Annotated in this window: 12 protein-coding genes; 2 read left to right on the plus strand and 10 right to left on the minus strand. The window is 58.4% G+C overall.

All coding sequences use genetic code 11. The annotated features are described in order from the left end of the window. The 10 genes from coxB to Q1A59_RS14630 form a co-directional block, all read right to left on the minus strand. The coding region (gene coxB / locus Q1A59_RS14585; protein WP_299645171.1) for a cytochrome c oxidase subunit II at nucleotides 1–1236 on the minus strand (1236 nt) is incomplete at its 3' end. A gap of 45 nt (nucleotides 1237–1281) precedes the next feature. After that, the gene (locus Q1A59_RS14590) at nucleotides 1282–2121 is read right to left on the minus strand and encodes an SCO family protein (protein WP_298404263.1); all 840 of its coding nucleotides are present in this window, start codon (nucleotides 2119–2121) and stop codon (nucleotides 1282–1284) included. Between the two features lie 32 nt (nucleotides 2122–2153). Then, the gene (locus tag Q1A59_RS14595) at nucleotides 2154–2558 is read right to left on the minus strand and encodes a hypothetical protein (RefSeq protein ID WP_298404265.1); all 405 of its coding nucleotides are present in this window, start codon (nucleotides 2556–2558) and stop codon (nucleotides 2154–2156) included. A 13-nt stretch (nucleotides 2559–2571) separates the two neighbouring features. After that, entirely contained in the window at nucleotides 2572–3234 is a 663-nt protein-coding gene (locus Q1A59_RS14600; RefSeq protein ID WP_298404267.1) for a cytochrome c3 family protein, read from the minus strand. A gap of 24 nt (nucleotides 3235–3258) precedes the next feature. Beyond that, on the minus strand, nucleotides 3259–3864 hold the full coding sequence (locus Q1A59_RS14605) for a cytochrome c (protein WP_298404269.1): 606 nt from the start codon (nucleotides 3862–3864) through the stop codon (nucleotides 3259–3261). 50 nt (nucleotides 3865–3914) lie between these two features. Further along, nucleotides 3915–7025, minus strand: a complete 3111-nt coding sequence (locus Q1A59_RS14610) for a TAT-variant-translocated molybdopterin oxidoreductase (RefSeq protein WP_299645172.1) — start codon at nucleotides 7023–7025, stop codon at nucleotides 3915–3917. 386 nt (nucleotides 7026–7411) lie between these two features. Next, complete coding sequence (locus Q1A59_RS14615) at nucleotides 7412–8815, minus strand: (Fe-S)-binding protein (protein ID WP_298483058.1); 1404 nt, start codon at nucleotides 8813–8815, stop codon at nucleotides 7412–7414. Between the two features lie 23 nt (nucleotides 8816–8838). Further along, entirely contained in the window at nucleotides 8839–11460 is a 2622-nt protein-coding gene (locus Q1A59_RS14620; RefSeq protein WP_299645173.1) for an FAD-binding oxidoreductase, read from the minus strand. A 235-nt stretch (nucleotides 11461–11695) separates the two neighbouring features. Beyond that, on the minus strand, nucleotides 11696–12988 hold the full coding sequence (locus Q1A59_RS14625; RefSeq protein WP_298404279.1) for an FAD-binding oxidoreductase: 1293 nt from the start codon (nucleotides 12986–12988) through the stop codon (nucleotides 11696–11698). A 4-nt stretch (nucleotides 12989–12992) separates the two neighbouring features. Continuing rightward, a complete protein-coding gene (locus Q1A59_RS14630) occupies nucleotides 12993–14441 on the minus strand; it encodes an FAD-binding oxidoreductase (RefSeq protein ID WP_298404282.1) in 1449 nt (482 codons plus the stop codon). A 352-nt stretch (nucleotides 14442–14793) separates the two neighbouring features. Between Q1A59_RS14630 and Q1A59_RS14635 the strand changes: the two genes are divergently transcribed. Next, nucleotides 14794–15798 carry a small ribosomal subunit Rsm22 family protein gene (locus Q1A59_RS14635; RefSeq protein WP_298404285.1) on the plus strand — a complete coding sequence of 335 codons (1005 nt, stop codon included), beginning with the start codon at nucleotides 14794–14796 and terminating at the stop codon, nucleotides 15796–15798. A 57-nt stretch (nucleotides 15799–15855) separates the two neighbouring features. Continuing rightward, nucleotides 15856–18951 (plus strand): PAS domain-containing protein, encoded by a 3096-nt coding sequence (locus Q1A59_RS14640; RefSeq protein WP_298404288.1) that lies wholly within the window; start codon nucleotides 15856–15858, stop codon nucleotides 18949–18951. The last annotated feature ends 230 nt before the right edge of the window (nucleotides 18952–19181 follow it).

Raw genomic sequence — 19181 nt, forward strand, 5'->3', positions numbered from 1 at the left:
ATATTCCTCATCAGCCGCAACCGTTGAGCCATCAGCTAACGGTCTGGTCATACCATACAGACCGTGCAGATCCGGGCCTACGCCACCACCAGCCGGGTGACAACTCATACACCCAAGATTAGCGAAGAGCTGACCGCCAGCCGATGACGCTAGATCCCTCACTACCGACCCGTCATTTGTTGCCGAACTTCCCGATGATGATCCGTCGGTTGTCGTTGTACTACTTGACGTTGGTGCGGCGGAGGTGGACTGCCCATCACCAAGCGACTTAATATAGGCAACTAACTGGTTTAGTTGATCATTACTTACCTGTCCATCATACGAAGGCATTACCGGCCCGTAGCCAGCCGCAACTTTAGCCGTCGGATTAAGGATCGACTCGCGCAGGTAATTTTCATCAACCGCAACCGTCGAACCATCAGCTAACGGCCGAGTTGTACCGAACAGGCCGTGCAAGCTTGGGCCTACACCGCCGCCAGCCGGATGACAACTGACACACCCAAGACTAGCGAAGAGCTGGCCACCAGCGGCTGCCATCGGATCACCTGACGAGGCCGGCGCCACAACCGGTTTACCGGTGTCTATGGTGCCATCGGGTAACACGACAAGACCGGGAGTAGCCAACCAGCGCTCATAATCGGCCAATGGCAACGCAACAACCCGCCCTATCATCAGTGAATGCTCGGTACCGCAATACTCGGCACAGAAGAGATGATATTCGCCGGGTTTCGTTGCTTCAAACCACATCACTGTGTAGCGACCGGGCAAGACATCTTGCTTTACCCGAAATGCTGGGATGTAGAAGCTGTGAATGACATCTTGTGATGTCATGATCAACTTCACCGGCTGACCAATCGGGACGTGCAATTCGTTATTTTCGCGCTTGCCATTCGGATGCTGTACGTGCCACATCCACTGCTTGCCGATCACATAGATATCAAGCGTGCGCGCAGGCGATGTGCGCATCTGCACGTACAAAAATGCGCCCCAGAAGAAGACTAGCATGACTAAAGCCAGTGGAATCAATGTCCACGTCAGCTCAAGTTTCAGGTTAGAGTCAACCGGATTGCTGCGATCAACCTTCTGGCTCCGATGATAGCGAACGATCAGGTAGAGAATAACGAACGGCAACACCCCAGCGAAGATCAGGCTTAGGGCCACCAGAAAGAAGTAGAGTTGGTCAACCTGCGATGCAAAGGTTGACGCCTGATCGGGAAATAACGGAAAATCGCGCATACCTCTTCCTATCTGGGGGCACAGCGGCCCCGGTCGCTCCTACCACTAGGCCGGCGCCGCTTCACGCGGCGGCGGCAGATTGCCGCCAGGAGTCGAACGGCTTAACACTACGATTAGCGTAACAATCCCGATGACGGTCAGAATACCGGCGATTCGCACAATGGTCATAATGGTCGGCGTATATTTGCCGGTGATCGGATTATACTGATAGCAGAGGAGCAATATCTGATCGATTGGATTGCCCACCTTGCCGGCTGATGCCTCGACAATACCGAGCCGGACATCAGACACATTAAACTCGATCCCAAAAAAGTACCGCGCAGTTTTTCCTGCTGGCGTCAATACCACCATACCGGCAGCGTGCGCATACTGCTTGATCGTCTCGTCGTAGAAATACTTGAACCCAATCGCATCAGCCACTCGCCGAATCTGTTCTTCGCTACCAGTGAGAAAATGCCAACCATTTTCACTGCCGGCACGAGCATAGCGCTGGACGGTCAATGTCTTAACGCCTGCTGCCATCATTGGCGTCTCGAGCGGATCGATGCTGATATTGACTACCTGAAAATCACGTCCCGCTGTGAGGGGGACTTGTTGTAGCGCAGCCAGCACTCCTTCGCGCACAAACGAGCAGAGCATGGGGCACTCGTAGTAACTCATGACGAGAATGACCGGCTGACCAGCAGCAAAGAATTGACCAAGCCGCACCTCAACCCCTTGCTCGTCTATGAAGATAGCATCGAGCGGCACCTGCTCGCCCATGCGCTGCTCGAAGGCAACGCCATCAGTCGGATTGGGCTTAGTACCTTGTGCCAACGCCACTACCGGCGTAAGCAAGAAGGCTGCCAACCAACCGATCACCGTCAGAGCAACCCAACCTCTCATATACCTGCTCTCGATCTCGTAATGACTGTAAGCTATTTCACCGCATCTAACCCATGTTCGAGCAACAGTTCCATTGCACGCTCGATCGGAATATGAGCCCGTTCGGCCTGCTCATTCACCCAGCCATAACTTTCGAGTCGCGCAGTCGCTTCAGCAATGATCCGATCACCGTCAACCCGTGGATTTTGCTCAAGCCGTGGCGCCGGCGGCAATTGTAATTGGGTCACTTCGCTATCAGAAAGAGTATTGCTCGCATCGGTAATTGATCCTGCGGTGATAGCCAACAAGCCCCCCATAAAGACGAAGGCAAGGATCAGAACGCCAAACACCATCACCACGCCCCAAATCACCGGTTGCGAACGCGCGTCGCTTATTTCGTGATTGAGGGCCAAACTCTCAGCAGAAGGACCTTCACTGTGCGCATGAGCGTGACTCATGTTCAACTCCCCTCTAGCGGTGGCACACGAAACAGTTGGTCAACCGGCCATCGGTGGGAATTTGGTACTCAATTACCAGTTGCTGCCGTTGGGCCAGTGACAACGCATTCACATCCCACTCCATATTGAAAACCTCTTCGCGCGGGCGAATGTGATCTTCCGGCGCACGATGGCAACCTAAGCACCATCCCATATAGAGCGGTTGGGCTTTGGCAGCCAACTGTTGCTGGTCAATCCGGCCATGGCACGAGCTACAGCCGATACCTTTAGCCACATGCACCGAATGGTTGAAGTAAACAAAATCGGGCAGATCGTAAATCCGGTTCCACACGACCGGCTCGCCGGTCTGATAACTGGTGCGCACCACCTCTAGCAACGGGCTGTTCGTCCAAACTTGCGAGTGGCACGACATACAGGTTTCGGTGGCCGGAAAACCGGCGTGTGCCGCCTTCTCAACCGTCGCATGGCAATAGCGGCAATCGATCTTCAACTCGCTGACGTGGTGCTTGTGGCTAAAAGGAACTGGCTGGGCTTTAGCAACACCAACATCAGTGTACCACGGCGAAAGGTAAAACCCGACCATGGCGGCAATGATGCCGATCACCAGCATCACAAGGCCAAAGAGGCTGGCCAGAAAGATCGCGTTGGCATTACGCGGAAAGATTTGGGCAGACATAGGTTGCGTCTCTCGCTCTCTAGCCTAGCGGCCGGCTCTGACTTGCTGCAACTCAGCCTCGGTCAATAAGGCAATATCGGCATTCTGGCTCAATTGCAAGGCGCGCACATACGCGGCAATTGCCCAGCGATCTTCGGGTGGAATACGTGACGCATAGCTATACATTTTGCCAATCCCGTTCGTGATGACGTCAAAGAAGTAGCCAACCTGTACTGTCCGCAACCGATCGCTATGCAAACTTGTGACTGTCATTGGGCCACGATACGCGATAACCCCCTTACCATCGCCGACCAATCCGTGGCATGGCGCGCAGAAGGCGTTGTAGCGCGACTGGCCATGTGCAAGCAGCGCCGCGTCAAGCTTGATCTCTGGCGGCAATTGATCGGCCAATTGCCCCTCGATCCGCCCAGTCATCAACGGCGATTCAGGGTTATAGCTGTTCATCGGCACCGTATTGGCTGGCGGCGGCTGCATTGCTCGTCCGTCTGGGAAGAAGTTGCTGACCGCGTTCGGCTTATACTTTGGCTGATCGTACATATCAACGTGACAAGCGACCAGCAGCAAACAGAGCGGCAACCACGCGAGCCGCGCTACTCGGGTAAAGAACGATCTACGGATAGCGTGCATCATAGGCGATAACTCATTTCTACCATTGGCCAGTTGCTTCGGCCAGCCTACTTCTACCCGGCGTGACCACTGCCATCAAGCGCCTGATCAGGATTCCGTACTCGCGCTAGATAACTCGTGCGCGGTTTGAGATTTAGCTCATCGAAGACGGTATAGTTATGCGGCTGCTGCTTAATCTGGGCCACCCGGCTGTTTGGATCGTTAATATCGCCAAAGATGATCGCTTCGGTCGGGCAGACCTGCTGGCAAGCGGTGGTGACCTCGCCATCGCGAATTGGGCGATTACCCTCAACTTTGGCCTTAATCCGCGCCGCGCTGATCCGTTGTACGCAGAAGCTGCACTTCTCCATCACGCCACGGTTCCGCACCGTCACGTCAGGGTTGCGCATCAGTTTTAAGCTCTCGCTGGTGAGATCGCTGTACTGCAAGAAGTTAAACCGGCGTACCTTGAAGGGGCAGTTGTTCGAGCAGTACTTGGTACCGACACAGCGGTTATAGACCATATTGTTGATGCCTTCGGCGTCATGCACCGTCGCTGCAACTGGGCAGACCAATTCGCACGGCGCTTGCTCGCAGTGGGCACAGGTCATTGGCATCATGTAGGCTTCTGGATTATCGAGGTCTGCGCCAGCGTAGTAGCGATCAATCCGAATCCAGTGCATTTCGCGACCACGGGCCACTTCCTGCTTGCCAACAATCGGGATATTGTTTTCAGCTTGGCAAGCCACGACACAGGCGTTACAGCCAATGCACGCCGAGAGATCGATCACCATGCCCCACTGGTTGCCGGTGCTGTAATCAAAACCGGGCAAGAGCGATTGGTATTTTGGTTTTTGTTCGGGTGAACCGTATTTCTCGGTGTAGACCTCTTTGGCAATGTACTTCGGATCTTGCTTAAAGCGGGCAAACTCACCAACCCGCACTACATCACGCCCTTCCAGCGTCCAGTGATCTTGCGTGCTGACCAATTGATAACGTTCTTGAGTTGCGCTCACGCTGACGTTAGTCACGAACCACGGACTATCACTCTGCCGCAAGCGGTAGACGTTGAAACCGGCTCCTTCAGCAACCCGCCCACCGTGAGTACGACCATAGCCGAGGGTTACGGTAATGGTATCATCAGCGTGGCCGGGCACAATCCAGATCGGCAGCCGAAGCGTGCCGACCGGTGTGGTCACATCTATCATCCGTCCGTTCTCGCGAATGAGACGCTCGAGCGCCTGCTCACGCGCGCGACCGGGGGCAGCGAGATTTGCCGGATCGAAGGGAAGACGCAACAAACGAATGGCAGTGCGCGGGCTAACTAATGCGGCATTATCCCACGTGAGCTTGGTCATTGGCCGCGGCAGCTCTTGCAACCAGCCATTATTTGCGAAGCGACCATCCCAGATCGCCGGATCAGGACGGAAATTCAACTCAAGCTCGCTCGCTGGCGCTGGGGCTTGCAAAGACAAGTCAGGCACCAACTCAACCGACAGCGCTTCAAACCGCGAATCGGCAATGACGCCGGTGCTAAGCGCCCGCTTGAAGAAATCATCGAATGCAACCCCTTCAAGGCCGGTCTGCTGCTGCCAGTAGTTACGGACAATATCATAGTCAGTCGTTCCGACAGAACCGTTCAATAACGCCAACAACTCGTGAGCAGTGCGCGAACCGTAGAGCGGCATAATCAGCGGTTGAACGATACTCGCCGTGCCGTCATAGCTACGCGCGTCCGACCACGACTCGAGCGAATGAGCTAGCGGAATGAACCACGTCGCCATCGCCGCTGTCTCATCTTCGTAAGGATTGAGCACAACGATCTGCTTGGCCAACCGCATCGCCTCGGCAAAACCAAGATCGGCCGGCGCAGTAAAGGCTGGATTGCTATCAATAATCACCAGTAACTCAACGCTACCGGCGCGCAAATCGTTCACTAATGTCGCGAGATCCTGCGGATCGGACGGCTGGGCGACCGGATCGGTATACTCAACCGTCGTGCCGACAGCGCCAAGCTGCACATTAATCGCATGCGCAATCGCATGTACCACCGGCGGTTGTTCTTCACCAACCACAACGACCGCTCGATTGCCGGCACGACGCAGATCGGCAGCGACCACCGTAGCCCACTTCTGCTGTGCTTCGCTAAGACCGGTCGGCGGAGCAACTGCCGAAACACCTAACTGATTCGCAACCGCAGCGGCCAATTGGCCGATCAGGCTTGCCTTCACCGCCAGCCGGTGATCGGCAATTGCGCCAATGGGCGAAAAGACCGGCTCGGCAACGTACAACCGACTCATCGCCTCGGTATTGGCGCGAACACGGCGGCGCTGCATCAGATCGCGAGCGTAGCGCACACGCCCCGGCCCCTCGCTGACAACGTCGGCATCGAGCGCCAAGACAACCTCGGCCTCGGCAAAGTTGTAGCGCGGTTCGTATGGCTTGCCGAAGGCCAACCCAGTGCCGGCATAGGTATTGCTACGACCAACCGGATCGTGTTGCACCCAACGCGCCGCCGGGAAATTCGTCAGCAATTCAGCAATCTGGGCTCGCAATGTCGGCGAGGTAATGGTCGGCGTCAACAACCGCATCCCTTGACCTTGCAAGGCGCGCTGCACCTGCAAGGTCTCGGTAATGGCGGTGACGAAGCTTTGCCACGTACTCAGCAAGCCACTCCGACGCACTGTCTCAGGCCGATCGGGATCGTACAGGGCGAGCAGTTCTGCCTGCGCAAAAGCATCGGTTGCGCCGAGGCTGGCCGGATGGACCGGATTACCCTCGATCTTGATCGGACGTCCTTCCCGGCTCTTCACCGTCACACCAAGGGCAAACCCATCAAGCGTTACAGCGGTCGCGTAATAGTTAGGAATGCCCGGCATCTGATCGCGTGGTGCGCGGGCAAATGGGGCAACCTTTTCTTGCGGCTGCCTCATTGCAAAGGTACAACCCGACAAACCGGCAAGCGCCAGCGATGCCCCCATCAGCTTGAGGAAGGTGCGGCGTGAAACCGGATCGGCTAGCTCGCTCGCACCTTGCGGAAATTCACGCGCGACTAGCTCACGGAACGCAGGCGTGTCGACCAATTGGTCGAGCGAACGCCAGAACTGTTTGCCGCGCGCCTGTTGCAGTTGAGCGCGCACGGCCTCGATTTCGGACGCAGCAGGGTGAAGATTGATCTCACTCATTGGCGTGGCCAGACTAGATATGGGGCGAATCCTTCATCCGCACACAAACTTGTGAATTTAAGCACATTATATCGCTGCCACATTATAGCAGAAGCCGTGGATTGATCAACACTGTGCGTTCGGTTCCTGTTACATCACGCTGTCACATCGGCTAGGCTTGACAAGTGTGGTCGCACTCGATCCTAGACCGTTTTACTAAGATTGTCACCTATCCTGTTTTCTGCTGTGTGATGAGATTTGGTAGCGGTATTACAGTACTGACGCGATATTTGTGCCAATTGATGCAATTATAATAACATACGTTGAACTATCTTCGCAACATGAACAAGCCCTGTGCAACTCTCGCATGGCTGCACAGGACTGTTAGAAATCACTTGCTCAGATTGTTAGGCAGTCGTTGCAGATTTTCGATACGCTTCATCGAGCAATTCGATAATATATCGCACCTGCACCTTCTTACCACGCCGACGCAGCTCACCAGCCAGTTGGAGGGCGCAGCCGGGGTTGGCCGTCGCAATAATTTCAGCTCCAGTTGTCAGCGCATTGTCGATTTTACGTGCGCCAAGGCTCATCGCCATGTCAGGCTGGGTGACATTGTAAATACCGGCACTGCCGCAACACAACGACGACTCAGGCATCTCTTTCAGCGTGAGGCCGGGGATAGCCGTGAGCAGCGCACGCGGTTGGGCACTAATTCGTTGGGCATGCACGAGGTGGCATGGCTCTTGGTAGGTAACGGTGAGATCGAGCCGACCCAACGCTGCACGGTTGAAGTCGATGCCAGCGAGAAATTCATGCACATCCTTCACCTTCGCGCTGAACCGTTCTGCCCGCTCGCGCCACGCCGGATCGTCGTGCAAGAGATGGCCGTACTCTTTGAGGGTGCTGCCGCAACCGGCAGCATTGACAATGATGGCATCCACTCCCAAACCTTCAAACGCGGCAATATTACGCCGTGCCAACTCGCGCCCGCCATCGAGATCGCCGCCGTGGGTATGCAGCGCACCGCAGCAACCTTGATCGGGTGGGACGATTACCTCACAACCGTTCTTGCGTAATACACGAATTGTCGCCTCGTGAACGTGAGCGAAGGCGGTACTCATAATACAGCCGGTGAGTAGAGCGACGCTGTAACGCCGTTCGCCTTCAGCAGGCAATATCTGTCCCTGCGGGACGCTGAAGTGGTCGCTGATCGGGGGCAACATTGCCTCAGTGTCGGCTAACCCAAGCAGCTTGAGGAGACCGCTCTTGCGCGCCAGCCACTGCGCGCCGCTGCGCTGGTAGAGGCGCATCATCGCTGAAAAGAGGCGGAAGACCTCCATCCGCTTAAACAGCACCCCAAAGACGGCGCCACGCAACGCGCGTTGCCAGAGCGGACGCGGCGGCAACTTCGGCTCCGGCGCCCCGGGAGTCGCCGGCGGGCCGGCCTTGCCAGCGCGGGCTTGCTCAATTTGAGCCCGGCTCGCTTCAAGGATCGCGCCGTACTGCACCCCCGACGGGCACACCGCTTCGCACGCCCGACAGTTAAGACAGAGGCTCATCTGCTCTTGAAAGACCTCGCTGGCGAGGCTGATCCGACCTTCATCTACCGCCTTCATCAAATAGATCCGGCCACGCGGTGAAGCCATCTCAAGGCCGGTCTCGCGGTAGGTCGGGCACGACGAGAGGCATAACCCACAGTGAACGCAGGTGTTGATAATGTCAGAGCTGGGTTTATCTTTTGCGCTAAAGCCGATCATCAGCGGAATGACCGGCTGCGATGCAGGCGACGAAGGTTGAGTCACTGTCACAGGTGTTTCTCCTCTGATGAACACTAATCAGCAAACCAAAATGCGCCCGGATGCATCCGGTGATAGGGGTCAATCGCAACTTTGAGCGCACGCATACGGTCAAGCGCCGCCGGCGGCTGGCCCCACACCGGCGCCGGCGGGGTGAGCGCAGGTGGGGCGACGAGCAAGCGAGTATGCGGAAATGCAACGACTAACTCGGTGTGATAGGCAGCCACTTGCGCTGGATCGCCGGTCACTTGAAGGTAGATGATGCCGTTGAGCGCATGAGCGGTGACGGCAACCGCCACCCGCTGGCGTTGAGCAGCCTGCTCGATGGTCTGAATAGCCGCAGCAAAACGGGCCGGCCAGACGCTCAGCCGCAGCAACGCCAGATCGGCAACCGGCGCATAGCGAGTGACGGTCTGCCGCCAGAACGCGGCCTCATCGGCAGTGCGGACAACCGACACTGCGCCGCCGCGCTGCTGAGCCAGCGCCGCCGCTTCGCGCAGATGGCGCTCGACCGCCGCCGGATGGCCTTCGGCCCGCATCGCCACCACCACACTATTGCTATCGGCCAGATATTCGACCGCTGTGGGTAACAACCGCGAGGCGGCCAGCGCGTCGAGCAGAGCGCATGCCGTCGCCGAATCGGGCATCTGCGCAAGCAGGGTCGCGCTATCTGGCGGCTGAGGAAAGACCTTAAGCGCTACCGCAGTGATCAGGCCAAGGGTACCGGCGCTGCCAACGTAGAGTTTCACCAAATCATAGCCAGTGACATTCTTGACCACCTGTGCGCCGAGCCGCACCAGTTCGCCATCGGGTTCGAGCACATCGAGCGCCAGCACCCAATCACGGAACGAACCGTAACCCAAACGGCGCGGGCCATCGGTCGCCATCGCCGCCAGACTGCCGATGCTGCGCTGCGGATCAGCAATATCAAGCGGAAGCATCTGGTTATGCGGCGCTAGCAATGCCTGCAACTCGGCCAACGAGGTACCGGCGGCCACCTTGATCGTCAGATCGTCTGGCTCGTAGAGCAGTGGCCCGTGCCAGCGCAAGGTTGAGACCGTTACTGCATCCGGCGCACAAGCCGTCGCGCCGCCGGTCGGAATCACTGCCACGCCAGCGTGATGGCAAGCATTGAGCAACTCGGCAGCATCAGCCGGCGTGTCCGGGGCGACAAACGCACCGGGAGCCGGCGCAGCGGCAGCGCGGGCTGGATCATGCTGTTGCAAGCGGGCAGCGCGCGCAGCAGCCAACTCGGCGGGGGTCGTGTCAGCGGGAAAGATCTTGGCCGGGTTAAAACAGCCGGTTGGATTGAAGACCTGATGAATCGTAGCGTGCAACTGCAACTCAGCCGGTGAGAAGAAGCGCGGCAGATACTCGCACTTTTCCAACCCGATGCCGTGCTCACCGCTCACCACACCGCCATGTTCAATGCTCAGTTCAAGCACACTTGCTGCCAGATCATGCGCCCGCCGGCGCTGATCAGGGTCACGCGGATCGTAGAGCACGAGCGGGTGCAAATTACCATCACCGGCATGGGCGACATTGCACACCTCTAGCCGGTACTCGGCGCGCAACCGCTCGACCTGCTCCATCATTAGCGGTAATTTGGTGCGCGGCACTACCGTATCAACCAGATAGTACGCCGGGGCAAGGCGACCAATCGCGCCGGCTACCGACTTCCGCGCTGTCCAGACCCGGGCCTGTGTTGCCGGATCGCGGGCCGGGCGCAGATCAAAGGCGCCGTGCGCGCGGCAGATGGCGATAATCTGATCGAGCTGATCGTCAAGGCCATCATTGACACCATCAACTTCGATAATCAGCGCGGTCGTACCGGTCGTTTCGGGCAGACCCAGTTCATACGCCTGATTGACGGCCCGGATCGCGTTGTGATCCATCAATTCGAGCGAGGTCGGCAGCGAACCGGCAGCAATCACAGCGCTCACTGCCGCCGCCGCCGCCACCACCGACGGGAAAAGCGCCAACACCACTCGCACCGATTCAGGCAGTGGTGTCAGGCGCACAATAGCCGCCGTCACCACCCCTAGCGTGCCTTCGCTCCCAGCAATGAGACCAGTCAAGTCATAGCCAACCGGATCAAGCACGCCATCGCCCGTCCAGTAACGTTGGCCGGTATGATCAACCACCTCGACCGCTAACACATGATTGCTGGTCACGCCATATTTGAGGCAATGGGGGCCGCCAGCGTTGGTAGCGATATTGCCGCCGATGGTGCTGGCCCGTTGGGAAGAGGGATCAGGCGCGAACTGGTAGCCACGAGGAGCGAGATAGGCATTGAGTTCAGAGTTGACCACACCGGGTTGCACCACTGCCAAGCGCGAACGCAGATCGACCGACAGAGTTTTATCCATACGCGCAGTGCTGATCATCACGCCGCCACGCAGCGGCACTGCGCCGCCGGCAATCCCGGTGCCAGCGCCACGGGCCACGATCGGCATGCCAGCGCGGGCAGCCAACCGCACCGCCTCGGCCGCCTGCTCGGCGGTGGCCGGCAGCACTACCACGTCCGGCGGATGCGAGACCAGCATACTGCCATCGGAGTCATACGTCAGCAGCGCTTCGGGGGCAGTAACAACGGCATCAGCCCCCAGCGCAGCGCGGAGATCATCGATCAAGGTTGCCGGTACAGCAACAGACACTATAGATACTCCTTATGATATGCTCAGCGTTTGTGCCTCTATGCTACAGTCTTGCCCCTCGGTTTGCCATCGTCGGGCCGGGTGTTCGGCCCTAAAGGGCCGGGCTATCCTTATGCAGCCCGCTGACGCAGGCTGAATGTGCGATACGTTGTGTACGTGCTCGGGTGCCCAACCTAGAAGGACGGGATCAGCCCGATCCGTTGCGTGGGCGAGAGCTTGAGCCGGGTTGTTACATCTATCCTGCTTGATCAACCACAAACCGGCCCGGATTGAGCAGATCGGCGGGATCGAACTCCTGCTTGATTCGGCGCATCAGATCAAGGTTAGCGATGTGCGTGCCGAAAGCCGGCAGCTCGGCGATCAATGCCAGCGGCGCGGCGAGCAACATCGTCTGGGGCGCGGCTTTGAGCAGGGCAGCGTGCCACTCACGCAACGCTTCCGCCGGGCCGCGCACACGCAGATAGGCCACACCGTTCAGTGCGCGCGCCGTACCTTGCATCGGCAGATTGGCGCGCTGGGCAGCCGCGCGCGCCGCTGCCAGTATATTGCTCAGATCGGCAGGCAGGCAGGTCACACGCACTACCAGCTCATCAGCGGCGAGCGTTGCCGTCTGCGGTACATCATTGATCGCGTTCCAAAGCTGTTCATGGGCGGCGTCGCGCAGCGATTCGGCGCTAACGCCGGCTTGCCGGGCAAACGCAGTGACATCGCGCACATGGCGCTCAACCGCCGCTGGCAAGCCCTCGCTGCGCACCGCCACCGCACACGGCGCACCAGCGAGATCAACCCCCTCAAGATACTCAACGGCCACCGACACCAGTTGGCTCGCAGCAATCGCATTGACCAATTTCCACAGCGGGGCCGGAGTCGCGGCGCGGCAGAGGATGCTAGCTGCAGCCCGTGGCTGCGGAATCAGCTTGAAATTGGCTGACGCAATGATTGCCAGCGTACCGAAGCTGCCGAGATAGAGCTTCATCATATCGAAGCCGCTGACGTTCTTGACCACCATCCCGCCAGCTTTCGAGACGCGCCCAGTCGCTTCAACGACGCGAATGCCGATCAGCAAGTCGCGAGCCGAGCCATACCCCAACCGGCGTGGGCCATCCATTGCGGTGGCGAGCAAGCCACCAATCGTTGCCTGCGCCGGCAACGGGCAATCGAGCGGCAACATCTGGCCATTGGCAGCCAAAGCGGCGCTCAGTGCGCCCAAGGTCATACCAGCCTCGACCGAAATAGTCAGGTCGTCAGGGGTATAGTCGAGAATACGGTTTAGGCGACTGGTCTCTACAATCACAAACGGGCGAGCCGGCGGACGGCCCCACGTCTGCTGGGTACCACCGCCCCACGGTACAATCGCCATTGGTTCGGCAGCGAGACGGGCCACCGTCTGGGCCATCTCTTCGAGTGAACCGGGAGCAATCGCCAACAATGGCGTTTGGCCGTAGATGCGGCGATCGACAGGATGTTCACGGACGTACTGCTCACCGCTTATTGCTATGAGATCGGCGCGCAACAGTGTGAGGTTCATGGGCTTAACTCGACTTCAAAGCACTCCACGCCACCCCTGACCGGCGCAGCGCAGCCAGCTCGCCGCAACCGCGCCCCTTAGGGAAGACCTTACCGGGATTAAACAGATCGTGCGGGTCGAAACTCTGGTGTAACCCGGCCATCGCCGCTAGATCATCCGTCGTAAAGAGCAAGGTCATATAATCTTGCTTCTCCACGCCGATGCCATGCTCACCACTGATGACGCCACCGAAATCAATACTCACCTTCATCACACTAGTGGCTGCTTCAAGCGCGCGCTGATTTTGGGAACGATCGCGGCGGTCAAAGAGGATAATCGGATGCAAGTTACCATCGCCGGCGTGGAAGACATTAGCAATCGGCAGACGAAACTCGCGCGAAATCCGGCCCACTTCATCCATCGTCTGCGGTAGTTTGGTGCGCGGCACCACTGTATCAACCAGATAGTAGGTCGGCGCGAGGCGGCCCATCGCGCCAAACGCATTCTTGCGCGCCGCCCAGACCTGATTCTGCTCGGCCATCGTGCGGGCCGGACGAACATCGATCGCGCCGTTGCGCCAACAGATCGCGGTAATATCGTGCAGCAGCTCGTCGAGACCATCTTCGACGCCGTCAACCTCGATCAGCAACGCAGCACCAGCGGCTTCCGGCAGCCCTAACTTGTACATGTCATTGACGGCCTTAATCGCTAGCCGATCCATAATCTCTAGCGCCGCCGGCAACAAGCCGCTCGCGATCACTTGTGATACCGTGTTGGAAGCGCCGGCAATATCGGGGAAGAGCGCCAACACTACCCGCACCGCTTCGGGGAGCCGGGTTAGGCGCAACCATGCCGCCGTGACAAAACCGATCGTCCCTTCCGAGCCAGTGATCACGCCAGTCAGATCATAGCCGGGGGTATGCGCACTGCCATCACCCGTCCACACAATCGAACCATCGGGCAACACAACCTGTACGGCCAACACATGGCTGGCGGTAATGCCATACTTAAGGCAATGAGGGCCGCCGGAGTTGTTGGCGATATTGCCGCCGACAGTGCAGGCTTTTTGCGACGAGGGATCGGGGGCGAATTGGTAGCCGAACGGTTTGAGATACTGTGACAGCTCCCAATTAATCACACCGGGCTGGCACAACACACGGCCATTGGCGGTATCAACCTGTAAAATCTTATCCATGCGGGCAGTAGAAATGACAATGCCACCCTGCATCGGGGTTGCGCCACCCGAAAGGCCGGTGCCAGCGCCACGCGGCACGACTGGCATGCCGGCGCGAGCGGCTAGCCGGACAATCGCTGATACTTGCTCGGCACTAGTTGGCAAGGCCACCACGTGCGGCTCGTGGGTATCCATCACGCAACCATCAGCATCGTAGGTCAGCAACGCATCGGGTGTGGCCACCACGCCGCGCGGGCCAAGAATGCGCTCAAGTTCTGCGATCAGTTCAGCACGGTTCATTCCGCACTCCTGCGGCTAGCGGGCCGCACCTTTGATTTTTGATAGGAAAAACTTTTGCAAGTGGGTGCTATGTCTTAGTATACCATGAAATATGGTAGGGATACGGTGGAAGTAGGGCTATGAGCCATCGCATTGGGGTGAGGGTTTGTTGACCGCGGCGGGTGAAGAGAACGCAGAGAGTTGTGAGCGCGGCTAGACAGTTGGGCAGGTCAGGGTGCCGCAGAAGGTGCGAAACGCGCAGCGGGGGCCCTCACCGGGCGGTGTAGCAGTTGCAGCCTTTGCGCCTCGGCTCTTGAGTCCACTGCGCCGTGCGATAGCATAGCTCGAACTGCACGAGTTAAGGGTATCATCTATGCAATTACCACCTTCACTACAGCGCGCCCTAGAGCGTGTGATCGCCACCCAGCCGGCGGCGACGCTTGAGCAGACCGCCACTGCATTATCGAATCGCTACCGGGAAGCGAGCACCGGCAGCACGCCGGTCATCACTTCGCCGCTTGAGGCAATAGCGTATGCGGCATGGCGCATGCCGGCCACCTACGCCGCGCTACGAGCTGTGTTCAAGCGGTTGGCAGAGGCACAACCCAATTTTGCTCCGACCCGCATGCTCGATGTTGGCGCGGGCAGCGGTGCCGCAATCTGGGCCGCTGCCGAACAGTGGCCGTCGCTGCGCCGGATCGTCGCGATCGAACGGCAACCGGCCATGGCGCGCCTCGCTGAGCAATTGGCCGCCGGTGCCGATCTACCTCCCATCACGTGGCAGCGCAGTGATGTGCTTGCCCTCGACCGGCTGCCAGAAAGCGATCTCGTGGTCGCCGGGTATGTCTACGGCGAGATCGAGCCGGCGGTGCGTATACTATTGCTCAGCCGGCTCTGGAAAGGAACAAACGGTGCGTTGGTGATGGTTGAACCGGGCACCCCGGCAGGCTATGCAACTATGTTGAGTATCCGCAGTGAACTGATCAAACGTGATGCCAAGATACTAGCGCCGTGCCCGCACACCGGTGAGTGCCCGCTCGCCGCCCGTAATGATTGGTGTCATTTTGGGCAACGGATTGCGCGGCCTGCCTTCCAACGTCGCCTCAAAGGCGCCGCAGCGCCGTTTGAAGACGAAAAGTTCGCTTATCTCATTGCGGCACGCCGTGGCGTGCCGCCGGCTAACGGGCGGATCGTGCGCCACCCCGTTACCCGCAGCGGGCGGATCGAACTCCAAGTTTGCACTGCGCAGGGCCTGCAACACATCACCATCACTCGTAGCCAAGGCGACGCATGGCGACGAGCGCGCGACAGCGCATGGGGTGATGGGTGGCAAAACGAGCATCTGTCTCAGGCTATAGGCGATAGTGAAGCAGAGTGATATAATATTAAATACCCGGTGCGATCTGTCGCCTCGGTGTACGCATAGGATACCACCATGGCCGGCACTCGCACCCACCTCCTTTTCTTCGCCGTTGATGATCTGCGGGAGTCGCTCATCCAGACGTTTGTTCCTTTTCCCCAGATTAGCTATTCCTTCGCTCCTACGCTGAGCGACCTGATCACCCATCTCGAAACTCAACCATCGGCCCTAATCGCCTGCCGGCCAGCCGCGCGCTACAGCCTGCCGGTAGGCATTGCGCTCGTGCTCATCTGCACCTTGGAAGAATATGATGTCACGCATTTTGTCAACGAGCAGGCAATTGTCGATCTCGTGATCGAGAGCGATCTGGCGCGCCTGCCATTGATCGCGCAGCGCGAGGAGCGGATGCAGCGCTGGGCCGACCGCGAAACGAGCCGGTTGCGCACCGTCGTCGAACATGCGCCGCACGGCGTGATCGAAGCCGAGCTGGTCAGCCGACAGGTACGTTGGGCCAACCGCGCTATGCACGTACTCTTCGGATATTCGGCAGCGGAAATGACCACCCTGCTGATCGAAGAGTTACACCCAAGCGAATCCCGCTCAGCAATCATTGACGCCTTTCAGCGCATGAGCACCGGCGATGACGCACCACTACTCAATACCATTTGTCAGCGGCGCGATGGCACAATCTTCTACTGCAATATCGCACCGGGAGGCACTTATGGCAACGGCCAAACTTTTCTTTTTGTTTTTTTCACCGATGTCACCACTGAATACGAAAGTTTGCAAACGCTTCAGATCAATGCACGCCGGCTCGAACTAGCGTTACGTGCCGCCAATCAAGGGTTGTACGATCTCGATCTGCGCGATGGCAACATCGTTGTCAATGATGAATATGCAACGATGTTGGGGTACGATCCGGCTGCGTTCACCGAAACCAACCAGCAATGGCGCGACCGCTTGCACCCCAACGATGCGACCGCTGTCTACCAGACCTACCTCGATTATATCAGCGGGCGCATTCCCGAATATCGGGTCGAATTTCGCTCGCGGATGCGGCAGGGAGGATGGAAATGGATCCTATCGGTGGGGGCGATTGTTGAGCGCGATACCGATGGCAAGCCGGTGCGCATGCTCGGCACTCATACCGACATCAGCGCCTTGAAACGACTCGAATTACACGAACGGCTCCGGGTCCAACTCTTCACCAACCTATTAGGAGGTGAAAGTTTGCAAACCCTGATGAACACGTTAATCCAAGCCTTTGAAGAAGAACAACCTGACACCCGCTGCGCAATTGTGTTCTTCGATCTCGCCACCCGCCAGCCACACCACGTCATCGCCCCCAACCTGCCGTCTACGCTCAGCCAGATGCTTGAGCAGAGCCTTCAATCGGGGCAAGACGCTATCTGGTATCCGCTGCTCGCGCAGCAGCGCGTGATCGTGCCGGAATTGCACTCTGATTCCGGCTGGGCGCGTTTTGCGTCCGCTGCGCAAGAGAGCAGCTTGTCTACGCTCTGGGCGGAACCGATCCTCGGCGCCGGCGGCGCAGTGATCGGCGCTTTTACCGTTTGGTCGGCGCGGGCTACGTCACCATCCAGCGAGGATCGCACGCTCCTCCAATTTATCAGCCATCTCGCCGGGCCAGTGATCGAGCAGCATGTGATTGCTGAACGGCTCCGGCTGAGCGAGGAACGGTACGCGCTGGCTGAACGCGCGGTGCAAGAGGGCGTATGGGATTGGGATATTGTGAACGGCGTGACCTATCTCTCGCCGCAGTGGAAAGCGCTGTTTGGATTTGGCGAGGATGAGCTGCCCAATACCATCACTACCTTCTTCGAGCGCATCCATCCCGACGACTGGCCAGAAGTGACAAAGGCGCTCGATCGCCACATTGCCGGCAGCGAACCCTTCAACATAGAATTTCGGATGCGCTACCGCGATGGTAACTATCGCTGGATCTTGGCGCGGGGTGAAGCGTTGCGCGACGCTGACAGCAAGGTGACGCGCATGGTCGGCGCCTTGAGCGACATTACCGAGCGCAAACAGCTCGATGAGCGCATCCGCGAAACGCAGAAACTCGAAGCGCTAGGCTTACTCACCGGCGGGTTAGCCCACGATTTCAACAACCTGCTCGGCATCATCATCGGCAATCTTGATCTTTCGCTCAATGATTGGCAAGGCGATGAAGCGACGCGGCAGATGATCGAAGCCTCGTTGCACGCGGCGCTCCGTGGTGCCGAACTGACCAAGAGTCTCTTGGCGGTGGCCCGTCGGCAACCGTTAGCGCCGACCACTATTGATGTCAGTCAAGTATTGCGTGAATTTTTGCCGCTGATCCAAGTGACCGTCGGTTCGGCGATTAAGCTTGAGTTAATCGAGCAAACCACCTTGCCGGCCCGTGCCGACCGGGCGGGGCTTGAGGCAGCGATCCTTAATCTGGTCATTAACAGCCGCGACGCTATGCCAAACGGTGGCAACTTAACCATCAAAATCAGAGAGCAGCGCGTCACCAACGAAGACACGATGTTGCTTGCCATTCTTGCAACCGGCTGCTATATCGTGATCGACGTGATTGATACTGGCACCGGTATGCCGCCAGAGGTGGCCACGCGCGCATTTGAACCCTTCTTCACCACCAAAGAGCGCGGGCGCGGCACCGGGCTCGGGTTGGCGATGGTCTATGGCTTTACCCGCCAATCGGGTGGCACGGCGCAAATCTACTCGACGCCGGGGATCGGCACTACAGTGCGGCTATATCTGCCGTGCGCCGACCAGCCGGCAGTCGAGGAACCGGTTGTGATCGAGCCAACATCGCGCCGCGAGGCGCAGATATTGGTGGTGGATGATGATCCGGATCTGTTACGTATGACTGTCACCACGTTACGCAATCTTGGCTACACCGCTTTCGCCGCCCAAGATAGCAAGACGGCGCTAGAGATCCTGCGCAACGAGCAGATCGATCTCCTCCTTACCGATGTGGTGATGCCAGAGATAAACGGACGGGCTTTAGTGAAGCAAGCGCGGCAGATAGTACCGGCGATCAAGGTGCTTTATATGAGCGGGTTTGCCGCATTGCAAGGAATTGAGATTACCGATGCGCCGCTGATTGAGAAGCCGTTTCGGGCTAGTTCGTTGGAAGTGGCGGTGCAACAGGCGTTAGAGCAGTGATGGGCGTTCACCGCGCGCCGCGCGCAATGACCGGGCTAGATGTCGTTGCGAGAGCCCCCAACCCTCAGCCCCGCCCCCTTCCGCGCGCATTCGCGGGGGATTGCTACACCTCGCGGCGGGCCGAGCGTTGCTCGGCCCCTACCGCGCCGCTCGCACTGACATCAGGAGAGTGGGAGATGGTGGCGCTTGCAATGGCAGGATCACCCAACCTTTAGAAGACACTCTCCGCG

Origin of the sequence: uncultured Chloroflexus sp., from assembly GCF_937951745.1 — a bacterium.
In the GTDB taxonomy this organism is placed as follows: domain Bacteria; phylum Chloroflexota; class Chloroflexia; order Chloroflexales; family Chloroflexaceae; genus Chloroflexus.

Coding starts and splice junctions, on each gene's coding strand:
- Q1A59_RS14630 (WP_298404282.1), bottom strand. CDS start 14,441: ATGAACCGTGCTGAACTGATCGCAGAACTTGAGCGCATTCTTGGCCCG.
- Q1A59_RS14600 (WP_298404267.1), bottom strand. CDS start 3,234: ATGTCTGCCCAAATCTTTCCGCGTAATGCCAACGCGATCTTTCTGGCC.
- Q1A59_RS14640 (WP_298404288.1), top strand. CDS start 15,856: ATGGCCGGCACTCGCACCCACCTCCTTTTCTTCGCCGTTGATGATCTG.
- Q1A59_RS14625 (WP_298404279.1), bottom strand. CDS start 12,988: ATGAACCTCACACTGTTGCGCGCCGATCTCATAGCAATAAGCGGTGAG.
- Q1A59_RS14635 (WP_298404285.1), top strand. CDS start 14,794: ATGCAATTACCACCTTCACTACAGCGCGCCCTAGAGCGTGTGATCGCC.
- Q1A59_RS14610 (WP_299645172.1), bottom strand. CDS start 7,025: ATGAGTGAGATCAATCTTCACCCTGCTGCGTCCGAAATCGAGGCCGTG.
- Q1A59_RS14605 (WP_298404269.1), bottom strand. CDS start 3,864: ATGATGCACGCTATCCGTAGATCGTTCTTTACCCGAGTAGCGCGGCTC.
- Q1A59_RS14595 (WP_298404265.1), bottom strand. CDS start 2,558: ATGAGTCACGCTCATGCGCACAGTGAAGGTCCTTCTGCTGAGAGTTTG.
- Q1A59_RS14590 (WP_298404263.1), bottom strand. CDS start 2,121: ATGAGAGGTTGGGTTGCTCTGACGGTGATCGGTTGGTTGGCAGCCTTC.